General features: G+C 50.9%; 14 protein-coding genes. 6 read left to right on the plus strand and 8 right to left on the minus strand.

The annotated features are described in order from the left end of the window. The first annotated feature begins 109 nt into the window (after positions 1-109). The 3 genes from AB3G37_RS07040 to AB3G37_RS07050 all read left to right on the plus strand — a co-directional run bounded on the left by AB3G37_RS07040 (position 110) and on the right by AB3G37_RS07050 (position 3,422). The gene (locus AB3G37_RS07040; RefSeq protein WP_369790134.1) at positions 110-1,447 is read left to right on the plus strand and encodes an MFS transporter; all 1,338 of its coding nucleotides are present in this window, start codon (positions 110-112) and stop codon (positions 1,445-1,447) included. A gap of 209 nt (positions 1,448-1,656) precedes the next feature. Beyond that, positions 1,657-2,202, plus strand: coding sequence for a YfaZ family outer membrane protein (locus AB3G37_RS07045; RefSeq protein ID WP_009636470.1), 546 nt, complete (start codon positions 1,657-1,659; stop codon positions 2,200-2,202). Between the two features lie 23 nt (positions 2,203-2,225). Then, entirely contained in the window at positions 2,226-3,422 is a 1,197-nt protein-coding gene (locus AB3G37_RS07050) for a nicotinamide mononucleotide deamidase-related protein YfaY (protein WP_369790135.1), read from the plus strand. Positions 3,423-3,713: 291 nt separating this feature from the next. On the opposite strand, the gene yfaE is transcribed toward AB3G37_RS07050, so the two are convergent. From yfaE to ubiG, 4 genes are all read right to left on the minus strand, one after another. Further along, the gene (gene yfaE, locus AB3G37_RS07055; protein ID WP_009636472.1) at positions 3,714-3,974 is read right to left on the minus strand and encodes a class I ribonucleotide reductase maintenance protein YfaE; all 261 of its coding nucleotides are present in this window, start codon (positions 3,972-3,974) and stop codon (positions 3,714-3,716) included. A gap of 3 nt (positions 3,975-3,977) precedes the next feature. Then, positions 3,978-5,108 (minus strand): class Ia ribonucleoside-diphosphate reductase subunit beta, encoded by a 1,131-nt coding sequence (gene nrdB, locus AB3G37_RS07060; RefSeq protein ID WP_009636473.1) that lies wholly within the window; start codon positions 5,106-5,108, stop codon positions 3,978-3,980. A 91-nt stretch (positions 5,109-5,199) separates the two neighbouring features. Next, positions 5,200-7,479 carry a class 1a ribonucleoside-diphosphate reductase subunit alpha gene (gene nrdA / locus AB3G37_RS07065; protein ID WP_369790136.1) on the minus strand — a complete coding sequence of 760 codons (2,280 nt, stop codon included), beginning with the start codon at positions 7,477-7,479 and terminating at the stop codon, positions 5,200-5,202. 497 nt (positions 7,480-7,976) lie between these two features. After that, entirely contained in the window at positions 7,977-8,744 is a 768-nt protein-coding gene (ubiG, locus tag AB3G37_RS07070) for a bifunctional 2-polyprenyl-6-hydroxyphenol methylase/3-demethylubiquinol 3-O-methyltransferase UbiG (protein WP_009636475.1), read from the minus strand. A gap of 261 nt (positions 8,745-9,005) precedes the next feature. Here ubiG and gyrA point away from each other — a divergent pair, with 261 nt between their 5' ends. Both gyrA and rcsC read left to right on the plus strand, forming a co-directional pair. Next, on the plus strand, positions 9,006-11,654 hold the full coding sequence (gyrA, locus tag AB3G37_RS07075; RefSeq protein WP_369790137.1) for a DNA topoisomerase (ATP-hydrolyzing) subunit A: 2,649 nt from the start codon (positions 9,006-9,008) through the stop codon (positions 11,652-11,654). A 146-nt stretch (positions 11,655-11,800) separates the two neighbouring features. Continuing rightward, complete coding sequence (rcsC, locus tag AB3G37_RS07080; RefSeq protein WP_369790138.1) at positions 11,801-14,677, plus strand: two-component system sensor histidine kinase RcsC; 2,877 nt, start codon at positions 11,801-11,803, stop codon at positions 14,675-14,677. An 82-nt stretch (positions 14,678-14,759) separates the two neighbouring features. Here the strand turns inward: rcsC and rcsB are convergent, their stop codons facing one another. The 4 genes from rcsB to AB3G37_RS07100 form a co-directional block, all read right to left on the minus strand. Further along, positions 14,760-15,410 (minus strand): response regulator transcription factor RcsB, encoded by a 651-nt coding sequence (rcsB, locus tag AB3G37_RS07085; protein ID WP_369790139.1) that lies wholly within the window; start codon positions 15,408-15,410, stop codon positions 14,760-14,762. A gap of 4 nt (positions 15,411-15,414) precedes the next feature. Next, on the minus strand, positions 15,415-18,162 hold the full coding sequence (gene rcsD, locus AB3G37_RS07090; protein WP_369790140.1) for a phosphotransferase RcsD: 2,748 nt from the start codon (positions 18,160-18,162) through the stop codon (positions 15,415-15,417). A 21-nt stretch (positions 18,163-18,183) separates the two neighbouring features. Then, on the minus strand, positions 18,184-19,350 hold the full coding sequence (locus tag AB3G37_RS07095; RefSeq protein ID WP_369790141.1) for an MFS transporter: 1,167 nt from the start codon (positions 19,348-19,350) through the stop codon (positions 18,184-18,186). A gap of 160 nt (positions 19,351-19,510) precedes the next feature. After that, a complete protein-coding gene (locus AB3G37_RS07100; RefSeq protein ID WP_369790142.1) occupies positions 19,511-21,538 on the minus strand; it encodes a DUF4034 domain-containing protein in 2,028 nt (675 codons plus the stop codon). Positions 21,539-22,394: 856 nt separating this feature from the next. On the opposite strand from AB3G37_RS07100, the gene ompC reads away from it, so the two are divergent. Further along, the gene (ompC, locus tag AB3G37_RS07105; protein ID WP_009636483.1) at positions 22,395-23,516 is read left to right on the plus strand and encodes a porin OmpC; all 1,122 of its coding nucleotides are present in this window, start codon (positions 22,395-22,397) and stop codon (positions 23,514-23,516) included. Positions 23,517-23,563: the final 47 nt, after the last annotated feature.

The raw sequence follows: 23,563 nt of genomic DNA on the forward strand, positions 1-23,563 counted from the left end.
ATCATGTTACGGAAAATAAGCTAGCAGGCTAAGAAAAGTGTGAGAGCCATCACATTGAGTAATGATAAAGACATGTTAACTGGAGAGAAATAAAATCAGGAGTTAACACATGTCGTCCATTAACCCCAAGTCTTCACTTAACGTCGCGTCAGGCGGCAGCCGACAAGGCACAGCAAAAAATATCTTCCGCGTCGCCAGCGGTAACTTCCTGGAAATGTATGATTTTATGGTCTTTGGCTATTACGCCACTGCCATCGCCCATACCTTTTTCCCCGACTCAAACCCCTTTGCCTCTTTAATGCTGACGCTGATGACCTTCGGTGCCGGTTTCCTGATGCGCCCTTTGGGGGCGATGGTGTTAGGTGCTTACATCGACCATCACGGGCGTCGCAAAGGGTTGTTGATCACCCTTGGGTTAATGGCCTTTGGGACACTCACCATTGCCTGCGTACCGGGCTATCACAGCATTGGCGTCGCTGCGCCGATCCTTATCCTGCTTGGTCGCCTGCTGCAGGGCTTCTCGGCGGGAGTCGAACTGGGTGGCGTATCGGTTTATTTGTCCGAGATTGCTCCGCAAGGTAAAAAAGGTTTCTATGTCAGCTGGCAGTCGGCCAGCCAGCAGGTTGCGGTGGTCTTTGCCGCACTGCTCGGCGTGACGCTTAACCATCTGCTGGGCAATGGCGTGATGAACGAATGGGGCTGGCGCATCCCGTTTGCCATCGGCTGCCTGATTGTCCCTTTCTTGTTCTGGATCCGCCGCATGATGGAAGAGACCGATGCTTTCCAGCAGCGCAAGCATCATCCTTCAATGGGCGAGATTGCCCGTTCCGTGGCCGCTAACTGGCAGATTGTGCTGGTGGGGATGCTGATGGTGGTCACTACCACCGTATCGTTCTACATGATCACTGCCTTTACGCCGACTTACGGTAAAAACGTGCTGCAACTTACCGAGCAGGAGAGTTTCCTCGTCACGCTGTGTGTTGGAGTATCTAACCTGATTTGGCTGCCAATAATGGGGGCATTCTCGGATAAAATCGGCCGCCGCCCGCTGCTATTGACCTTTAGCGCGCTGATTTTACTCACCTCTTATCCTGCGTTGAACTGGCTGGTAGGCTCACCAAGTTTTGCGCGGCTGCTTGAGGTCGAGCTGTGGTTGTCATTTATGTACGCTAGCTACAACTCGGCGATGGTGGTGGCTTTGACCGAGCTGATGCCACCGGAAGTGCGTGCCACCGGTTTCTCTATGGCCTACAGCCTGGCGACCGCGATTTTTGGCGGTTTTACACCGGCAATTTCGAGCTACATGATCCACGTCACGGGAAACAAAGCTATGCCGGGCGTGTGGCTGGCTATCTCCGCGGCGTGTGGTCTGCTGGCGTTGATTGTACTGCCGCTGATCACCCGCCAGCGCGCCTATCAGCAGAGTATGGTCAAAACTACTGTTTGATAAGGTAGATCTAGCCCCACCTTGGCAAGAAATCACAAGGCGGGGCTTTTTTATGCGTATTTTTCGCAATAGGTTCGCTGATTTGCCATTGCAAAATATTTCTTAAAACGAAAACATTTTTAAGCATTTGGATTAATTACTCTGCTAGCGAATTGCTTTAGACTGCCCTGAGCAACATACCCATAGTTTTTGATAATTCAGGATAAAAGATGAAAAAGACATTCGTAGCCTTGTCCGCAGCCGCTATGCTGATGACCACTGTTTCTGCTCACGCGATTGACGTTAATGCGCAAGTTGGTGAACATTACACTAACCTTGGCGTCGGTTTGGGGACTTCTACTCCAGGTCTGGCATTGAGCGGCCAGTGGTCACAGCGCAATCATCGCGGCGACGTAGCCGGTGTTGGTCTGGGCTACAACATTGGACTGGGTCCAGTTCTTGCAACCGTTGGCGGCAAGCTGTTGTACACCAATCCAAACCACAGCAAAGAAGGCTATGCAGTTCCGGTTGGCGGTGGTTTACAGTTCCCGGTTAACCAATACGTTAGCCTGTACGGCGAAGGCTATTACGCGCCCAACGTCAGCTCCAGCCACATCAAGAACTACAAAGAAGCCAGCGCTGGCGTGCGTTTCACCCCTATCAGTCTGCTAAGCGTTGACGTAGGCTATCGTTATGAAGAAATGGAAGGTAAAAACTACCATCCTAACCAGAAAATTGCCGACGGCCTGTTTGTTGGTGGTTCGGTGAACTTTTAAGTAATGTAATTAAGGAGAGGGTAATGCTTAGGGTTGAGATGCTTAGCACCGGCGAAGAAGTTCTGCATGGTCAGATCGTCGATTCAAACGCTGCCTGGCTGGCAACTTACCTGTTTGATCAGGGATTGCCGATGACCAGCCGTGAAACCGTTGGCGACAGCTTTGACGAGCTGGTTTCCGTGATGCTTGAACGCAGCCACATCGCCGATGTGCTGATCGTCAACGGCGGGCTTGGGCCAACCAGCGACGATCTCAGCTCCGAGGCGGCGGCAAAGGCCTGCGGCGTTGAGCTGATCGAAGATGCCGAGTGGTTAGCCAATATGGAAGCGTTTTTTGCCGAGCGTGGCAGGCCGATGGCTGAATCCAACCGTAAACAGGCGCAGATCCCAGCCAATGCCGAGGTTATCGACAACCCGATTGGCACCGCCTGTGGCTTTACCCTCAAACTTAATCGCTGCCGGCTGTTCTTTACGCCGGGAGTGCCTTCAGAATTTAAAGTGATGGTCGAGCAGCAGATTGTTCCTCGTCTGCATCGCGATCATCCTGCATTAGAAGCGCCACTGTGCCTGCGATTGACCACTTTCGGGCGCGGTGAAAGCGATCTTGCCAGCGAGTTGGACGTGTTACCTCTGCCGGAAGGCGTGACCATCGGTTATCGTTCTTCATCACCTATCATCGAACTTAAACTCACCGGACCGCGCAGCCAGGAAGCGGCCATGCGTGAAGTCTGGGAGCGGGTGCGTGAGGTCGCGGGTGAGAGCACCATCTTTGAAGGGTTCACCAGCCTGCCAGCGCGACTGGCCGAACGCCTGCTCGAGCAGAATCTACGGTTGGCAATCAGTGAGGGCTTTACTGGCGGATTACTCAACTGGCGGATGCAGAATGCCGCCGTGCCGTTGACGCGCGGTGAATTATTGCCGGGCAGTTGCGCGGATGAATCGCTGTCTGCGCTGTTGGCGCGTGCGCAGAATCTGGCACAAAGCAGCGGCGCGCAGTTGGCACTGGCAGTGGGCAACGTGGTAGAAGATCGCCTGAGTCTGGCGCTGCACACGCCGGGCGGCACCAGCGGGATGACGATCCAATACACTGCTGGTCGTCACGGGCAGCAACTGCGTCAGGAAACCATCGCGATGGTGGCAATGGATATGCTGCGCCGTTATCTGAACGAATGGCCGGTGGTTGCGGATTATCCGTGGCTATCGGTGGTGGAAAAAGTATAGATCTTTCGGGCAAAGCGGCCCTGTACGCTTTAAGGGTTGGTTTAGATTTTGAATCTACAGGCAATATAAGTTCAACTTCTTAGGGTCAATAGACTCGGAGAAGTTTTTCCGGTTCGCTAAATTCAATGGGCATATAACCGGCAGTGCCGGAACCGGGCAAGAGGTCTCCAGGGCGAGCCCTCTGGTGTCGCCTGCATGTTCGTCACCCATTGAGCGAAGCGAATGCTTTTGAATTTAAAGCTGTTGACCCAAAAGACGTTGAATCAAAAGATTTTGATCTAATAAGCAGTCTTAGAGCACCAGCTCTATATCCCCCACCGGCAGGCAGCAGCATGGCAGGATGTCACCGTCATGGATAAAGGCCAGTGGCTTTTGATTATAAGCCACTTCACCTTTCACCAGACGCATACGACAAGAGCCGCAATAACCCTCGCGGCACTGGTATTCGACCACCAACTTATGCTGCTCAAACAGTTCCAGCAAATTATTGTGCTCGCCCTCGCAGACGAGCGTTTTGCCGTGATCGTGCAGTTTGATGGTTGTGTTGCTCATTAATTAGAACTCAAAATCACTCAAATCATCGGCATTCATTTCTGAATCGATCTGACCGACCAGATAAGAGCTTACTTCAACTTCCTGTGGCGCAACTTGCACGTTATCAGACACTAACCAGGCGTTGATCCATGGGATCGGGTTGGTACGAGTCTTGAACGGTGCAGTCAGGCCAACGGCCTGCATGCGGATATTGGTGATGTATTCAATATACTGGCAAAGAATGTCTTTGTTCAGGCCGATCATCGAGCCATCGCGGAACAGATATTCTGCCCAGTCTTTTTCCTGCTCGGCAGCCAGCACGAAGAGATCGTAACACTCTTTCTCGCACTCTTTGGCAATCTCGGCCATTTCCGGATCATCAACGCCGCTGCGCAGCAGGTTCAGCGCGTGCTGGGTGCCAGTCAGGTGCAGGGCTTCGTCACGGGCGATCATCTTGATAATCTTTGCGTTGCCTTCCATCAATTCGCGTTCGGCGAAAGCAAAGGAACAGGCAAAGCTAACGTAGAAACGCACGGCTTCCAACGCGTTAACGCTCATCAGGCAAATATAAAGCTTTTTCTTTAGCTCGTGCAGGTCAACGACCACGGTATTGCCGTTAACCTGATGCGTGCCTTCACCCAACAGGTGATAGTAGCTGGTCATTTCGATCAGCGAATCATAATAGCCGGAGATGTCTTTCGCGCGCTTGAGGATCTCTTCATTGGTCACGATGTCATCGAAAACCAGACCCGGATCGTTCACGATATTACGGATAATATGCGTGTAGGAACGGGAGTGGATAGTTTCCGAAAACGCCCAGGTTTCAACCCAGGTCTCGAGCTCAGGGATGGAGATCAGCGGCAGCAGAGCCACGTTTGGGCTACGCCCCTGAATCGAGTCCAGCAGTGTCTGATATTTCAGGTTGCTGAGGAAGATGTGCTTCTCGTGCTCGGGCAGACCCTGAAAATCGATACGGTCGCGGGCTACGTCAATCTCTTCAGGACGCCAGAAGAAAGACAACTGCTTTTCGATCAGCTTTTCAAAGATTTCATATTTCTGCTGGTCGAAACGCGCAACGTTAACCGACTGGCCGAAAAACATCGGTTCCAGCAGCTGGTTGTTTTTATTTTGTGAAAAAGTGGTATATGCCATAACGTCCTCTAGAAACCGATGCGCCAAAAGTTCAAGCCGTAGCCGCATTTGCGGAGCTACGACCTGAGTTTATCGGCGACAGGTAAAGCAATTAAATCTTGCAGGCACCGCTTTCGCAGTCGTCTACTTCAGCCTTCATATCTTCCTGAACATCGTCCGCGCCGTCGCGGGTGTTCTGATAGTACAAAGTTTTCACCCCGTACTTATAGGCAGTCAGCAAGTCTTTCAGCAGCTGTTTCATCGGCACTTTGCTGTTGGCAAAGCGCGATGGATCATAATTGGTGTTCGACGAAATCGCCTGGTCGATGAACTTCTGCATCAGGCCAACCAGGTGCAGGTAACCGTCGTTGTTCGGCATGTCCCACAGCAATTCGTACTGGTCTTTCAGGCGCTCATACTCTGGCACAACCTGGCGCAGAATGCCGTCCTTTGAGGCCTTGATGCTAACGTGGCCGCGCGGTGGTTCAATCCCGTTGGTGGCGTTTGAAATCTGTGAAGAGGTTTCAGACGGCATCAGCGCAGAAAGCGTGGAGTTACGCAGACCGTGCTCCTGAATACTGACACGCAGCGCTTCCCAGTCGTAGTGCAGCGGCTCGTCGCACAGCGCATCGAGATCCTTTTTATAGGTATCAATCGGCAGGATACCCTGAGAATAAGTGGTTTCTTTGAACCACGGACAGGCACCTTGCTCGATCGCCAGTTCGTTGGAAGCTTTCAGCAAGTAGTACTGAATGGCTTCAAACGCGCGGTGAGTCAGGCCGTTGGCGCTGCCATCACTGTAGCGCACGCCGTTCTTCGCCAGATAATAAGCATAGTTGATAACGCCGATACCCAGTGTACGACGGCCCATAGCACCGCGTTTGGCGGCCAGAATCGGGTAATCCTGATAGTCGAGCAGGGCGTCGAGCGCGCGCACGGCAAGGGTGGCCAGCTCTTCCAGGTCGTCCAGGCTGTCGATTGCGCCAAGGTTAAAGGCAGACAGCGTACACAGCGCAATCTCGCCTTCTTCGTCGTTAACATCGTTCAACGGCTTGGTTGGCAAGGCGATTTCCAGACACAAATTCGACTGGCGCACCGGGGCGATAGCCGGGTCAAACGGGCTATGGGTGTTGCAATGGTCAACGTGTTGAATGTAGATACGACCGGTAGAGGCGCGTTCCTGCATCATCAGGGAGAACAGTTCAACCGCTTTGACTTTTTGCTTGCGGATGCTGTCGTCCTGCTCGTACTGGGTGTACAGGCGTTCGAACTCGTCCTGATTGGCAAAGAATGCATCGTACAGGCCAGGCACGTCAGAAGGGCTAAACAGGGTAATGTCGCCGCCTTTAACCAGACGCTGGTACATCAGCTTGTTGATCTGTACGCCGTAGTCCATATGGCGAACGCGGTTACCTTCAACGCCACGGTTGTTTTTCAGAACCAGCAGGCTTTCAACTTCCAGATGCCACATTGGATAGAACAGTGTCGCTGCACCGCCGCGAACGCCGCCCTGAGAGCAGGATTTAACCGCGGTCTGGAAGTGCTTATAGAAAGGAATACAGCCAGTGTGAAAAGCTTCACCGCCGCGAATTGGGCTACCCAGCGCACGGATGCGGCCAGCGTTGATGCCAATACCGGCGCGCTGTGACACGTATTTAACAATGGCGCTGGAGGTCGCGTTGATGGAGTCCAGGCTGTCGCCGCACTCGATCAGTACGCAAGAACTGAACTGGCGAGTCGGTGTGCGCACGCCGGCCATGATTGGCGTAGGCAAAGAAATCTTGAAGGTGGATACGGCGTCGTAGAAGCGCTTGATGTAATCAAGACGCGTCTCGCGCGGGTAACCCGAGAACAGGCAGGCTGCAACCAGGATGTACAGGAACTGGGCGCTTTCGTAGATTTGGCCGCTAACGCGGTTCTGCACCAGATATTTGCCTTCGAGCTGCTTGACCGCTGCGTAAGAGAAGCTCATGTCGCGCCAGTGATCGATAAAACTGTTCATCTGCTCGAACTCTTCAACCGTGTAGTCTTCCAGCAGATGTTTGTCGTATTTGCCCATCTCGACCATTTTGCTTACGTGGTCGAACAGTGCAGGGGGCTCGAACTGGTCGTAAGCCTTTTTGCGCAGGTGGAAAATTGCCAGACGCGCAGCCAGATATTGGTAATCCGGTGCATCTTTGGAAATCAGGTCGGCAGCCGCTTTAATGATCGTTTCATGAATATCGGCGGTTTTGATCCCATCGTAAAACTGAATATGGGAACGCAATTCTACTTGGGAAACTGATACGTTTTGGAGACCTTCCGCTGCCCAGTCGATGACTCGGTGGATTTTATCAAGATCGATGCGTTCTTTACGGCCGTCACGTTTAGTAACAAGTAGGCTCTGATTCATTCGGGATTATACCTTTAAGGTTTATAAAGTAACTGACGACAACGCGAAAAAGGCTCTGCCGAGCAAAATAGCTCTGGGACAAACCTAGTGTGCTGCTCAGGATATAAACACTACATATTGTGGATTTGATATTTAATGACGACAAGATAGTGTTCAACCCACACTTTTGCAAGGGATGAAACCGGCCTGTTTTGTGGATAAGTTGGGGAGAAAATCCGTGGTCATCTCCACAGTGCCCGTAGCTGCTGGGCTTAAAGAACTGTCAATATCTGAGATACGATTTTCTTATATTTTTCGAAAAGGTGATCGACTGCCGTTTTATTAAACGTTAGAAAAAAACGCTATATTGCGCGAGAAAACTATTCTAAAAAATCATGTTAAAGGGGTTGCCCACTCAACGCGCTAAAAACTAAGCTTTTATCGTAACTCATGACCGCGTAAATGGACTTAAGTGGGGGTTTACGCGGTCATGAGGGGCATTGGGGGTTGACTAACGCTTAACTTTCAGCAGTTTCCTGTGATTGTGTGTGCAGCATATAGTTAACGTCAACGTTGCGACCCAGTTTGAAGTGATCGCTAATCGGGTTGTAGTGGAGGCCGATAATATTGCGTTCAAACAGCGGCGTGCGGTCAATCCATGACAACAGCTCGGAAGGTTTGATGAACTTCTTGATGTCGTGAGTGCCCTTGGGAACCATCTTCAGCACATATTCTGCGCCGAACACCGCCATCAGCCAGGCTTTGTTGTTACGGTTTATGGTTGAAAAGAATACATGACCGCCGGGTTTGACCAGACGCGCGCAGGCTGCAACCACTGAAGCCGGATCAGGCACGTGCTCGAGCATTTCCATGCAGGTCACCACGTCGTAACGCTGTGCATTGGCCTCGGCGTGCGCTTCAACCGTTTCCTGCACATATTTCACCATGACACCGCTTTCCAGTGCGTGCAGGCGAGCCACTTGCAGCGGCTCTGCGCCCATATCCAGACCGGTGACTTTCGCACCGGCAACCGCCATGCTTTCGCTCAGAATGCCGCCGCCGCAGCCGACGTCGAGCACTTCTTTGTCGAACAGCCCGTTGGATCGCTCGAGAATATAGTTCAGACGCAGCGGGTTGATGCGGTGCAGTGGTTTGAATTCACCTTCCAGATCCCACCAGCGCGAGGCAACGGCCTCAAACTTGGCGATTTCAGACTGATCCACGTTTTGGTGATCAACGTTATAAGGGATGTTATTTGGTTGTTTGCTGTTCGGTGTGGTTGTCATTGGGCTGATAAACTCCTTATGCCTTGTATGACGGATTATACATATTCCCGCAGCCAAGAGTCAGTGCTTTGTCCTTTGCACAATATTCATACAAAAGGCGTCGTTCAAATGTGCAACTTGCGCAACGGATTGAAAGAGGCTGAATAATAGTGCACATCCGGGTGCGGTTGTTTCCCACGAATCCCAGCTTTGTGGTATAGTTTTACACCTTTGCCTATCTAGGCAGCGGCCATGAATAATCAGTAGAGGGATAGCAGCTCCATGAGCGACCTTGCCAGAGAAATCACACCGATAAACATCGAAGAAGAGCTTAAAAACTCTTATTTGGATTATGCGATGTCCGTTATCGTCGGACGTGCGCTGCCAGATGTGCGCGATGGTTTGAAACCGGTGCACCGCCGCGTACTTTACGCAATGAATGTTCTGGGTAACGACTGGAACAAAGCCTATAAGAAATCGGCCCGTGTGGTCGGTGACGTTATCGGTAAATATCACCCGCACGGTGATACCGCAGTTTATGACACCATCGTTCGTATGGCTCAGCCTTTCTCCCTGCGTTATATGCTGGTAGACGGACAGGGCAACTTTGGTTCGGTAGATGGCGACTCCGCTGCTGCCATGCGTTATACCGAAATTCGCATGTCAAAAATTGCCCACGAACTGTTGGCAGACCTTGAGAAAGACACCGTCGACTTCGTGCCGAACTACGACGGCACCGAGCAGATCCCGGCGGTAATGCCTACCCGTATCCCTAACCTGCTGGTTAACGGTTCATCGGGTATCGCCGTAGGTATGGCCACCAACATCCCGCCACATAACCTTACCGAGGTTATCAACGGTTGTCTGGCCTTTATCGAAGACGAAAACATCAGCATCGAAGGGCTGATGGAACACATTCCAGGTCCTGATTTCCCGACTGCCGCCATCATCAATGGTCGCCGTGGGATCGAAGAAGCCTATCGTACCGGTCGCGGTAAAATCTACATTCGCGCGCGTGCTGAAGTAGAAGCTGACGCGAAAACCGGTCGCGAAACCATTATTGTTCACGAGATCCCGTATCAGGTGAACAAGGCCCGTTTGATCGAAAAGATCGCCGAGCTGGTAAAAGAAAAACGTCTGGAAGGGATCAGTGCCCTGCGCGACGAGTCTGACAAAGACGGTATGCGCATCGTAATCGAGATCAAACGTGATGCCGTTGGCGAAGTGGTGTTGAATAACCTTTATTCACTCACTCAGCTGCAAACTTCGTTTGGTATCAACATGGTTGCCCTGCATCAGGGACAGCCAAAGATTCTGGGCCTGAAAGAGATCCTGTCTGCGTTCGTGCGCCACCGCCGCGAAGTGGTGACCCGTCGTACCATCTTTGAGCTGCGTAAAGCGCGTGATCGTGCGCACATCCTCGAAGCGTTGGCGATTGCTCTGGCAAACATCGACCCTATCATCGAGCTTATTCGTGCGGCACCAACGCCAGCCGAAGCGAAAGCTGGCCTGATCGCCCGTTCATGGGATCTTGGCAATGTGTCGGCCATGTTGGCTAGCGCCGGCGACGATGCCGCGCGTCCAGAGTGGCTCGAGAAGCAGTTTGGTATTCACGATGGAAAATACTTCCTGACTGAACAGCAGGCTCAGGCAATTCTGGATCTGCGCTTGCAGAAACTGACCGGCCTCGAGCATGAAAAACTGCTGGATGAATATAAAGAGCTGCTGACTCAAATCGCAGAACTGATCTTCATTCTGGAAAACCCGGATCGCCTGATGGAAGTTATCCGTGAAGAGCTTGAAGCGATTCGCGATCAGTATAACGATGTCCGCCGCACCGAGATAACGGCCAACACTTCCGACATCAACATCGAAGACCTGATCAACCAGGAAGACGTTGTTGTTACGCTGTCGCATCAAGGCTACGTCAAGTACCAGCCTTTGACCGACTATGAAGCGCAACGTCGTGGTGGTAAAGGCAAGTCAGCGGCACGTATTAAAGAAGAAGACTTTATCGATCGCCTGTTGGTTGCCAACACGCACGATACCATCCTGATGTTCTCCAGCCGTGGACGTCTGTACTGGATGAAAGTCTACCAGCTGCCGGAAGCGAGTCGCGGTGCCCGTGGGCGTCCGATTATCAACCTGCTGCCGCTGGAGCCGAATGAACGTATTACTGCGATCCTGCCGGTTCGTGAATACGAAGAAGGGCGTCACGTCTTTATGGCAACCGCCAGCGGTACCGTCAAGAAAACCGCTTTGACCGATTTCAGCCGTCCGCGCAGTGCTGGCATCATCGCTATCAACCTCAACGAGGGTGATGAGCTGATTGGTGTTGACCTGACTGACGGTAGCAATGAAGTCATGCTGTTCTCTGCGGCGGGTAAAGTTGTACGTTTCTCTGAACAGGCAGTCCGTTCAATGGGCCGTACAGCCACCGGTGTTCGCGGTATTCGTCTTGGCGAAACCGACAGCGTGGTGTCTTTGATTGTTCCTCGCGGCGACGGTGCAATTCTTACCGTGACCGAGAACGGGTTCGGTAAACGTACCGAGTCCGCGGAATACCCAACTAAATCACGTGCGACGCAGGGCGTTATCTCCATCAAGGTGAGCGAGCGTAATGGTCCGGTTGTCGGCGCTATTCAGGTTGACGATGCCGACCAGATTATGATGATCACCGATGCCGGCACGCTGGTGCGCACACGCGTTTCCGAAGTCAGCAAGGTTGGCCGTAACACCCAGGGTGTGACGCTAATCCGTACCGCTGATGACGAGCACGTTGTTGGTTTGCAGCGCGTTGCAGAACCGGTTGAAGATGAAGAACTTGATGGTGTAGCCACAGTTGAGGGTGAACTGGAAGCTGCGCAGGAAAGTGACGCACCTGAAGAAATCGATGCCGAAGACGACGAACAACCGTCTGAAGACGAGTAACATCGATTATCTTTGATAAGTCATAACCGAAAGATTTGCAGCCGCACAATGGCAATAGCCGTTTCTGCGGCTTCAAAGATATCGGGCAGGAGGGCATAATATGGCAACTTATTATGCCCTTTTCGTTTATTTGATATGGTAGCCGCTTGAAGTACTTAACTTCGTTTCGAACAACATTACGAATTTCCCGCTACCTGTTCAGGGTATTGGCTATTATGCTTTGGTCGCTTGGCGCATTGCTGACGACTTTTTACGTGCTGAATATCTTCCATAATAAAGAATCCGAGATCCGCGAAGAGGACAACCTTAACTACAATCAGGCTCAGGCTTACATAAAAAATACCGCCGAGATTGTGCGTAGTGTCAGGTCGATTGCGGAAAAACGCCTTAGCGATTCATTGAACGGTCTGGACATAATCAACGGCGTACTAAGCACTAAAAACGTCGATCCGACCTACCATTCGCTGTTCCCAGAATCTAACTGTTCCACGCTGACCGACAGTAATCGCAATGCCTTGACCTCGCTCGGCAATATGATCCACTACTGGAAAGACAACTTCTCAGACGACTATTCACTGCGGCGTATATTTTATATCGGCGGTGATAATCTTTGCCTGGTAGACTTTGGTGTCGTTGATAATGTCCCGACAATTCAGCGTGATAGCGTGCTCAAATCATTGCACGATCGCATTGTTAAATTCCGCAACGGCAAAAGTCAGGACAAACAAAAAAGCCAGTACTGGGTTCAGCCAGGCAATAATAAAGATCAGGGTAATCTGTATGTGCTGACGCCGATTTACGTCGGCAACAAGCTCGCGGCGATTATGGGCATTCAGCAAACCCTGCGTCTTGAAGACTTAACCGCCAGCAACGCCGCTCATGCTGGAGTGACACTGCTGGACGCAGATAATTTGCCGCAACTCAGTTTCTTTGAGGGCGATCGTTACACTTCGATCCTCGACGGTTATCCATCAAGCCAGAGCTATTTTGGATACATGAATGGTTATAACGATCTGATCTATAAACGACCTTTGCCGCCTGCCGGGTTAAGTGTAGCCTACTCGCTGCCGTTTAAAACGGTGATTGAGCGTTTTAGAATCCTTATTCTCAATGCTGTACTGCTTAACGTTTTCTCGGCGCTGGTGCTGTTTGTGCTGGCCTGGCTGTTTGAGCGCAAAATGTTCCTGCCTGCGGAAGAGAACGCTTTTCGCCTGGAAGAACACGAGCAGTTCAATCACAAGATTGTTGCCTCTGCGCCGGTCGGGATCTCGATTTTGCGCATCAGCGACGGCGTTAATATTTTGAGTAACGAGCTGGCGCATAATTACATCAGCATGTTGACTCACGAAGATCGCCAGCGCATAACGCGGATTATTTGCGATCAGCAAACGCGTTTCGTCGATATCATTACTCGCGATAACAACAACATTCAACTCAGTTTTGTACATTCGCGCTATCGTAACGAAGATGTCGCAATCTGCGTGCTGATTGACGTGAGTTCGCGGGTGAAGATGGAAGAGTCGCTGCAGGAAATGGCCAACGCCGCCGAGCAGGCCAGCCAGTCGAAATCAATGTTCCTTGCCACGGTCAGCCACGAGCTGCGCACGCCGCTGTATGGAATTATCGGTAACCTCGATCTGCTGCAAACCCAAGGTCTGCCGCAGGGGGTCGATCGCCTGGTCACTGCGATGAATAATTCCTCGGCGCTGCTGCTAAAAATCATCAGCGACATTCTCGACTTTTCAAAAATTGAATCCGAGCAGCTTAAAATCGAGCCGCAGGAGTTTTCCTGCCGCGAGGTTATCACCCATATTGCCGGTAACTATTTACCGCTGGTGGTTAAAAAGCATCTTGGACTGTACTGCTTTATCGAGCACAACGTGCCGGAGATTTTCGTCGGCGATCCGGTGCGCCTGCAGCAGGTGCTTTCCAACATCCTGAACAACGCGATAAAGTTTACCGATACCGGCTGCATTGTGCTGCATGCGCGCACCTGCGGAAATTATCTGGAATTTATGATCCGCGATACCGGTGTGGGTATCCCAACCAAAGAGATAACTCGCCTGTTTGACCCATTCTTCCAGGTTGGCAGCGGTGTGCAGCGTCATTTCCAGGGCACCGGCCTTGGCTTGGCAATTTGTGAAAAGCTGATCAACCTGATGGACGGCGATATCTCGGTCGATTCGGAACCGGGGCTGGGTAGCGCCTTTACCGTGCGCCTGCCGGTTTATGGTGAGGTACATCCGGCACCACCATCGTCACCGATCTGGGCGGGCAAGCGACTTTGGGTCAACATTCGCAACAGTTATCTCGAAAGTTATTTGATGCAGCTGCTGCGTCATCACGGCGCAGACGTCCAGCGCTGGAAGCCGGAGGATGAAAGTCAGGCCGAAGACGTTTTGATTACCGACATGCCGGTAATCCATCGCGGTGTGCTTTGCGCTCAAATCGAGTTTTCAATCGATCATATCGGGCCGCCGCGAGAAAGCAGTCCAGGCTATTGGCTGCATAGCACCTCGACTCCGCTGGAAATTACGCTGTTGCTCAACCGTATCTATCATTTGAAAACGGCAATTGAGAACAGTCTGGCGCTGCCTGAAACCATCGAGTCACAGGATAACGGCGATATTCTGCTGCTGGTGGTGGATGACCATCCGATTAACCGCCGGTTGCTGGCGGACCAACTTGGGTCAATGGGCTATATTGTGGTTACTGCCAATGACGGTTTGGACGCGCTTGAAGCCATGAAAGTGCATCCTGTCGACATTGTGCTCAGCGATGTCAACATGCCAAACCTTGACGGCTATGGGTTGACCCAGCGTCTGCGTGAGATGGAGTATGTGCTGCCGGTAATCGGCGTGACGGCAAATGCGCTGGCCGAGCAGAAGCAGCTGTGTCTGGAGGCGGGGATGGATAACTGTCTTTCCAAACCGGTGACGCTGGACCAGCTGCGTAAAACCTTGGGCTTTTACAGCCAGCAGGTGCGACGCAAACGATCTGCCAGTGTCTCGGCCAAGGTGTAGAAAAGGGTAGGGCATAAAAAAGGCACAACTGATGTTGTGCCTTTCTGCTTTATGACGTTGCTAACCGACGAAGCCGACAAGCTTAGCCACGGTCTACCGGAGTCGAGCTGACAGAAGACAGGTAGTTGAGCAGAGCGATATCATTCTCGACACCCAGTTTCATCATGGCTGATTTCTTCTGGCTGCTGATAGTTTTGATACTGCGGTTCAGCTTGCGGGCAATTTCTGTTACCAGGAAGCCTTCGGCGAACAGGCGCAGTACTTCGCTCTCTTTAGGCGACAGGCGCTTGTCACCGTAGCCATTGGCACTGATTTTTTCCAGCAGTTTGGCAACGCTTTCAGGCGTAAATTTCTTACCCTTCTGCAATGCGGCCAGCGCTTTCGGCAGGTCAGTAGGCGCGCCCTGTTTCAGCACAATACCTTCGATATCCAAGTCCAGCACCGAGCTTAAGATAGCCGGGTTGTTGTTCATGGTCAGAACAATAATTGACAGCTGTGGGTAATGGCGCTTGATGTACTTAATCAGCGTTATACCGTCACCGTACTTGTCCCCAGGCATGGAGAGATCGGTTATCAGCACGTGTGCGTCAAGCTTGCTGAGGCTGTTGATAAGCGCAGTCGAGTCTTCAAACTCGCCTACTACATTAACCCACTCAATTTGTTCAAGGGACTTACGGATCCCGAATAAGACGATAGGATGGTCGTCGGCAATAATTACGTTCATATTGTTCATGTGATTAGCTACCTTGCTGCAGCAGTCTGGAGACAAAAGAATCAATCTGATTAATATTGTCTGAGATCATCAACACTTCACCTTCGGCGAGATGCTGTTCTAATTTTTCACACAACTGCTTACCTGGTGTCAGGTTAAGCATGGCGAACACTCCCTTGAGCCGATGGGCAGTCTGGGAAAGCGATGTAAAATCACGACGTTGATTTTCATTATACAGTTTCTCTAAATCTTCCGGTACTGTATCGACGAAAAGCGGGTAATAGTCGCTGGCGAGCAGCTGTTTAACATAGGCGTCGATCTCGTCTTCGCCGGTACCGGAACCTGTTTTACCGTAAGCTGAATTTTCAACGCTGTTCGGGTCGGAGTAAGTAACATTCTGCTCCGCCTCTTCCAGCAATTGTTGTTCAATCAACAGTAAAGTTGCATCAATCAGGGCGCTGCCTATATTGTAATTGACGCGAATATAACGTTTTTCCAGTTTCTGGAAGCCCAACTCATCGCTGGTGAGCAGCAGCGTAAAGCTATCGCTATTTTGTGCATTATCGGTCAATAATACATCATATTCACGCGTCGGTTGTCGTTCGTCGGCCACGATACAAATCGCACCATAGGCACTCATCACCCGTGTAACAATTCCGCGAACTTCATCAGCGGTGATGTCCAGCAGCACGGTAACATCTTCCAGCAGACCTTCATCGGATGCTTCGGCCTCGGTATCGACTGCTTCCTGCGTTTGCTTGATACGTACCGTGTAGCGGGTGCCAATATCAATCTTACTGCGGATCTCCAGTTGGCCACCCAATTTTTTGCACAGTTGATTACAAAGATAGAAGGTCAATCCCGAGCCGTGGTTAAAACGGTCTACCAGCGTCTGGCTCAGGAACGGATAGTTGAGATTGCTCAGCTCTTCTTTCGATATGCCACTGCCGGTGTCGGTAATGTGGAAAATCAACTGATCTGGATGCTCTGGGTCCTGTTCACTGGTCAGCGTGATTTTGCCAACAGAAGTGGCAACAATTGCGTAATCAAGCAGAAGAGAAAGGATCTTTTTCACTGCCGATGCATCGCCAAGGTAATGATTCTGCGGGTTCATCTCGAAATGATTCAGCAGCACCAGGCCTTTCTGGTTGATTTTTGGTAAGGCATCCATCAGCAATTCGTCAGTCAGCGTGGCAAGCGAATAACGCTGCGTCGCCGGCTGCCAGTCCTGGGTTTCCAGACGAGTGAGCAGAGTGATGTTATCCACCAGCGTCAGGGTATCTTTCGAACCATTAAGCAGCGTTTGTTCAAGTTTATATCGGTCGTCGGCGCTACCCGAAGCATGAAGTTTTTCCACTATGCCATGTAATTCAATCAACGGCTGATGCAGCTCGATGCCCAGATTATGTAGCATTAGCTTGCGTGCCTGAAGGTTTCTTTCGTGCTCGCGGCGTGCCTGTTGCAGCGTTTTGTTGACCATCGCCTCTTTATCCTGATCGTGCATCAGGAACAGGTAGGTATCTGGCGCTATCTGGCTGCGCACCATTCTGATTTCATAAACTTCATTATTTACCGTCGCCTGAATTACCCCGTGGTGCTCCTCGGCCATGTTGGCAATCTTGTCGAGGCTGAGATGTGGCAATAGCTGTTCGGCAATCTTGTTGCTGACCACCACGCTGTGGCTGCTGAAGTTGTAAATCAACAGTCCAACGGACAGGTTGGAAATAATCTCCTGATTCAATGCCTGCTGGGTGTGCAGCTGATGTGCCAGGTTTTCGCTAGGGCGAATAAATTTATGACGGATCAGATAAATACCGACCATCGCCATGCCGAGCAGAATGAGGTTTACCAGAATTAACCAGAAATTGTTGTGCAATAGATCGACGATCAGAGCAATCAACGGGATCCGATAGGTCAGATTCAGCGGAGAATTGCTTAGCGGTGCTGTCAGGTAAATCGACCAGTCGTGCAGGGTCACAGTGCTGCCCGCGTTGGGGTCTTGCGGCGCATCGCCTTCGTTGACTGTGTCATTGTTGCTGGTCAGCTGGAAATTGTCCCTTGCGAGATTACCAGGGACTAAATCGCTCATAGGCAGATCAAAAGCGATTACCGTCGCCAGATTGCCGGGGTTATTGAAGGTGGTACGCAGCGAGAAGAAATAATCGTTGGCATTTCGCTGCTTGCGCAGGTTGGAGTAACTTTCACGCTCGTCCAGCGTATTGGCCTGCTGCAGCATTTCTGCGCGACGGGCCTGCAATCCCGCATAAAAATAGTTTTCTTTTAGCCTGGAGTCTTGCTGCTGCAACGGCTGAGTGGTCACCATCATCAGGCTGTTGTCTTGCCCATTGAGATAATACAAGGTGTAGGGCTGGTTTTTAGCGCCCCACTGGTCATCGAGAAAATTGGAAATCTTGAGTGTTAGATCAAGCGTGGCCGCATCATGAGTGCCATAAATTACCGCATCGGTTTTCTTGTGCGGCTTATTAATGAAAAACATGTCCTGACGCAGCTTCACTTCCTGCACGTTCGGCGGAATTTGTGCCAGTGGCTGACCTGTATAATTATCGTAAATCTGGTAGGTCAGGTAACGATAATGATCGACGCGCTTTTGCAGGCGTTCGGCAGTGTATTGCACAGTGTGCAGTCTGTCGCTCAAATAGGCATTGGTATAGTTATAGCCATACAGGCCCAGGCCGATTGCCAACAGCAAAATGAAGACCCAAAATGATCGCGTAATATTGGCCGAATTCAGCGATAAATATTTACTTGGCATGGTGGTGAGGCTTTTCCTTGATTAGCGCGTTACGGCGCGGGCACTGGCGGTAACCAGCAGCATCAGCGCAGCAACGAAACTTAATGCAATCGACAAACTGAATACTTGAGCAATAAAGCCAACCAGAGCCGGGCCGGCTAAAATTCCGGCATAACCCAGCGTGGTGACCGACGCAATTGCCAGATTGGCTGGCATGGTTTTTTGATTTCCGGCGGCGCTGAACATAATAGGCACCAGATTCGAAGCGCCAAAACCGACCATAACAAAACCCACTGCCACAGCATAGAGACTATCTACGGCCACGGAAAGCAGTAGCCCTGCGCAGGCAAGAAGGCTGCCGAAAAATAGCACTTTGAAGCGACCGAAATAGTTAACTACTTTATCGCCGGAAAGGCGGCCAATGGTCATTGCTACCGCAAACAGGGTATAACCCATCCCCGCATGATGTGGACTGACCGCGCGTTCGCTGGTTAAAAATAGTGCGCTCCAGTCAAGCATCGCGCCTTCGGTCATAAACATCACGAAACACAGCAGTCCGAGGAAGATTACCCAGCCTCGCGGTAGCACCAGCATGGGATCGCCTTGCTTGCTGCGAGTATCTTGCCAGAGATGCCTGCTGACCGCGAACAGCGTAATTAGCGTCACCGCGATCACCACAAGGCTGGCGATAAACGGCGTAAAGCTCAACGATAACAGACCGCTTACTGCCAATGCCCCCAGAATGCAGCCGATACTGAAGAATCCGTGAAAGCCTGACATCATTGCACGGCCGCTGGCTTTTTCGACAACCACGGCGTGGACGTTCATCGCCACGTCAACCATGCCCATCGCCACGCCGAACAGCAATAATGCCAGTGCCATACCGGCGGTTGTGTCCATCAAGGTCAGCAGCGGAAGGTCTATGCAGATAAGCACGAGTGCCAGAATGATCACCGCTTTGCAGCCAAGTTTTCCGGTCAGCATGCCGGTTAAAGGCATAGAAAAGGTTGAACCCGCGCCGAGGCACAGTAATAGCAGCCCCAACGTACCGTCGCTAATATCAAGGCGCGTTTTAACGAACGGCACCAGCGGCGCCCAGGCCGACATGGCGAATCCGGAAAGTAAAAAGATAATACGGGTCGACATCTGTTGGGCTCGGCCCGGTCTGGCTGCTGGCTTGACTAGCGCTATCGTCGATTCGGCTGGCATCTGGTCGTCAATCCTTTGTTATTGTTCTTGGAAATCCATTTGCAGGAGATAACGAATATTTGTCGATAAACGGCTATCTTTCAATAAAAAAAGCCAGTTTTGGGTAAAACTGGCCGCATATTCTAACAGATAGCTTCGGGCAGTGTTATTTCCGATCGTCCTAATCTGCCTGCTGTGTCACGGATTCTTCATCGGGCAAAGTCGGTGCCTTGCTTAGTCGATAAGGCGCGGTAAAGTCTGCGCCATCGACTTTGCGTTTGTCTTGCCACAGGCTCATGCGCGCGCGGAGTGAACCCTCCAGCTGTGTCAGGGCATGGCGGGCAACGTCTGATTCAGGATTTAGCTCAAGCACGAAATTCATCAACTGCCAGGCAATATATTTATTCTTCTTGCTGCCGATGCCCTGCATGTAAGCCATGCCGAGAGTATATGCCGCTTCGAAACGCTCAGAATGGCTGGTCTGAGCCAAAATTGCAGGCAAATCGATTTCCACCGCCTGACGTTTGTCTGCATCCGGCCCGAGATCCAGCGCACAGCTTGCACGCCAGTAGTCCGCCGAAGGGTGACCCGCATCGCTGGCGCGCTGATACCACTGCGTCGCCTGCTGATAATCCACTTCGCCGCCGAGGCCTTCGCGCAGGGCATTGGCGCAGCTGAACATTGCCGGTACCAGACCTGAACGCGCTGCGCTTAACACACAGTCGAGGGCATTGCTGTCATTATGTAAAGCTTCCGGGACATCCTGGTGCCAGGCATTACGATAAAAGAAGAACAGTTCATAGCTGTGAATTGCGCTGCCACGACGCGCCATTTCGGTCATCAGAAAATGTGTCGCGTCGAGGTCATCATTAATAGCCATGTCGTGGGCCAGCACCAGTAAGTCTTTACTCACTGACTCGGTAGACTGTTGCTGCTTCATGAGAGCCCAGGCGCAATCCATTAACCCGTTGCTCAAGGCAGGATCGCAAGGCAGACCGTAAAGTCCGTAATTAACAGCAGCGGCGGCAAAAGCGGTCAGCAGTGGATCATCGGCGCGATTGATGGCGCGGACAAGCAGTGATGTCAGCACCGATAGGCCCTGCAGCTGCTCATTCGCCAGCACGGCGCGCGAGATAAACAGCGCGGCAAATTTACCCGGCATAGCGTCGGGAGCAACGGCAAACAGCTCGGCATAAACCTGTAACCCGGCGCTGTCGTCATCTTGCCAATAGGCGATACAGGTCCCGGCGAGATTTAACAATGCGATACGTGTAGCCGGCTCGAGGGGCTGAGCCAACAGTCCAGTTAATTGCTGCTGTAATTTTTCGGCCCGAGGGGACTCGCGATCGGCTATTTCACCGGCCAGCGCGTCGAGCAGGGCATTGGCGCGGAACTGATTACGCTCGTCATCGCTAAATTCTGCGCACATCGGGCCTTCGATAATCTGATTTTGCTGCTCTTCGCCGCCGCCCCAATAGCTTGAATGGAACAGCAGATAGGACTCCATACTGCCGACATCGCTGTGACGCACCGACATCGCCATACGCAGCCAATAATCCAGCGCATCTTCCTGGTCACGGCGAGTTTGTTGCAGCGCCGAGGGCAACTGTTGCGGCCAATGGGTCGCCGGGGCAACACCTAATTCATAGAGATAAGCGGCACCCTGATGCCAAACCGGGCTGTCTTTGATATTAAACTGCTCGTGCAAAGGTTTGGGTGATTGACCGACAAACAATGCGCGCAGCCAGTAAGGTTCACCAAATCCGCCAGCAAGATTCATCATGTGTCTGAAAGCATGGGTAGGGCGCGGGTGGCAGGCAATAGCATTAAGGAAAGAAAGTACTGCATAGTCACAGCACAGTTGCGCGCCAAGCCATTGTGAATCTTCTACCTCGTGCTCTGGCCCTTTACCTCGGCGGATAACCCACGCCTGCTCGTGCCAGAACATCCCCATCAGGCAATGGACGTGATAGCTGGTCGGGCACTGTTGCACCCAGTCATTAAGAATTTCGAGCCGCTGGTGGGCGTTTTCGTCCTTGGAGAACAGGGTGTCGGGATGCATGATTAAACCATAAGCGTTGCCTGCTTCAGTCTGGTTCTGCCAACCGCGCATTTGTGACAACAGCCACTCGTCTAATTTCAGGAAACGGCGGGTTGCCAGAAGCATTTGTGCCTTGGCGATGTTGTCTTGCTTGTCCGGTTGTTGCATGCGATTCCTTGTCACCTGATCAATAGTCGAAATGTGCCAGTGTAGCGACCCTCGAAGCTCGCCACAGCGGGATTGGTCTTATAGTAACGGAATCTGCAATCACCTTCTTGGTTAACTGACAACAGAATTTGGAAAAAACGTGGAGGTTAAAGGCATTTCATTAATAAGGTTAAACAATAAATAAAAACCCTACTGGCTGTATGTTAAATCAACCACAAACAACTAAATCGCTATTTTATATTATTGATTTAAATATTGACTATTAAAAAATTGTCATAAATGGTTGGGTGTTTATACCAAAAATATATTTTAAAACTGATAAATAATGAGCTTAATTCGTGCCGTGAAATAAATGGCTATTTAGAGAACTCAGATTTTTCAAGAAGGTTGAGTAAAGGGTGGGGTATTAACGATTATAAACTACAGCACTAAATGCAAAAAAAAACCGGCCATAAGGCCGGCTGTTGTGTCCAAAAACAGGGGATAATGAAAGTAATAAATAACAAATAATGATGATAGCGGGATTGATTATAGAGCAAAGCCCAGATTTTGATTTATCACTTAGTGCGTTTTACATTGCCTTCATCTTGCTGATTTTAATGGTTTAATATTTATTTTAGCGATAAGTGCCTTATTTTTTGTATTTACACTGCTGACAAAAGTTCGGAAAAATACAATATTTGTTACATTTACTTATTAATATGAAACACTATCACTAATTCAGTATCATTTTCTTTATGGATTAATACAGATAAATCCTGAGAATAGGCTTGTCTGTCGAGTACAACAATTTTTTCACATTCGTAAACTTATAATCCAGTGGCGGCAACTCGACACCTATAATGAGGATAGATAAATGAAACTTCGCGTTCTTTCACTTGTGATCCCTGCGATATTATTCGCAGGTGCGTCAAGTGCGGCAGAAATCTACAACAAAGACGGCAATATATTAGATCTGAACGGTAAAGTAGACGCAGAGCATTATTTCTCAAAAAATGACGGTGTCGATGGCGACCAGTCCTATTTGCGTTTTGGCTTCGATGGTCAGACAAAGATCAGCGATCAACTTACTGGTTATGGCCAGTGGGAGTATCAGGCAGCATTAAACTCTGCCGAAGAGGAAGGTACTGCCAATAGCTATACCCGTGTAGGTTTCGCCGGTCTGAAATTCGGCAATTGGGGTTCACTGGATTACGGCCGTAACTACGGCGTGCTGTATGACATCGGTTCATGGACTGACGTCCTGCCAGAGTTCGGGGGTGACACTTACACCCCTGATAACTTTATGGAACAGCGCGGCAACGGTATGCTGACCTATCGCGCTACCGACTTCTTTGGTCTGATCAAAGGGCTAAACATTGCTCTGCAGTATCAGGGTAAAAATGACAACCCGGGCGGTGAATCCTCAGGTCGTTCTGCTCAGGCAGCAAACGGCGACGGTTACGGTATGTCTGCAACTTATGACCTGGGAATGGGCATCAGTGCAGCAGCTGCTTACACCAGCTCCAAGCGCACCACCGATCAAAACGAGCTGGACTATGGCGATGGCAACCGCGCCAAGGCCGGTAGCCTGGGTCTGAAATATGATGCCAACAATGTTTATCTGGCAGCGATGGTGACTCGTACCAAGGATTTGACCCGCATTGGCGATGATTCAGACGATCTCGACGGCTTTGCCAACAAAGCGACTAACTTTGAGGCGGTTGCACAGTACCAGTTCGACAGCGGCCTGCGCCCATCGTTGGCGTTCCTGCAATCGCGCGGTAAAGGCATTAACAGTGATGTTGCGGGGGGTACCAACTATGGTACTCAGAATATCGAGAAATATATCGATATCGGCACTTACTACTACTTCAACAAAAACATGTCTACCTTCATCGACTATAAACTTAACTTGATGAAAACCAATGATTTCACAGACGCTACGGGCATCAATACCAAAGACGTTGTAGCGGTAGGCCTGATTTACCAGTTCTAAGCATTGCCTTTTACAGACACAGATACAAAGACACAGATAGAAAAGAC

It is taken from the genome of Rouxiella sp. WC2420 (assembly GCF_041200025.1).
Taxonomy (GTDB): Bacteria; Pseudomonadota; Gammaproteobacteria; order Enterobacterales; family Enterobacteriaceae; genus Rouxiella.

Bases quoted from the DNA above. Each gene is read 5' to 3' on its own strand.
- AB3G37_RS07045 (WP_009636470.1), top strand. From the start codon at position 1,657: ATGAAAAAGACATTCGTAGCCTTGTCCGCAGCCGCTATGCTGATGACC.
- AB3G37_RS07095 (WP_369790141.1), bottom strand. From the start codon at position 19,350: ATGCCAGCCGAATCGACGATAGCGCTAGTCAAGCCAGCAGCCAGACCG.
- AB3G37_RS07050 (WP_369790135.1), top strand. From the start codon at position 2,226: ATGCTTAGGGTTGAGATGCTTAGCACCGGCGAAGAAGTTCTGCATGGT.
- rcsD (WP_369790140.1), bottom strand. From the start codon at position 18,162: ATGCCAAGTAAATATTTATCGCTGAATTCGGCCAATATTACGCGATCA.
- AB3G37_RS07100 (WP_369790142.1), bottom strand. From the start codon at position 21,538: ATGCAACAACCGGACAAGCAAGACAACATCGCCAAGGCACAAATGCTT.
- yfaE (WP_009636472.1), bottom strand. From the start codon at position 3,974: ATGAGCAACACAACCATCAAACTGCACGATCACGGCAAAACGCTCGTC.
- gyrA (WP_369790137.1), top strand. From the start codon at position 9,006: ATGAGCGACCTTGCCAGAGAAATCACACCGATAAACATCGAAGAAGAG.
- ompC (WP_009636483.1), top strand. From the start codon at position 22,395: ATGAAACTTCGCGTTCTTTCACTTGTGATCCCTGCGATATTATTCGCA.
- rcsB (WP_369790139.1), bottom strand. From the start codon at position 15,410: ATGAACAATATGAACGTAATTATTGCCGACGACCATCCTATCGTCTTA.
- AB3G37_RS07040 (WP_369790134.1), top strand. From the start codon at position 110: ATGTCGTCCATTAACCCCAAGTCTTCACTTAACGTCGCGTCAGGCGGC.
- nrdA (WP_369790136.1), bottom strand. From the start codon at position 7,479: ATGAATCAGAGCCTACTTGTTACTAAACGTGACGGCCGTAAAGAACGC.
- nrdB (WP_009636473.1), bottom strand. From the start codon at position 5,108: ATGGCATATACCACTTTTTCACAAAATAAAAACAACCAGCTGCTGGAA.
- ubiG (WP_009636475.1), bottom strand. From the start codon at position 8,744: ATGACAACCACACCGAACAGCAAACAACCAAATAACATCCCTTATAAC.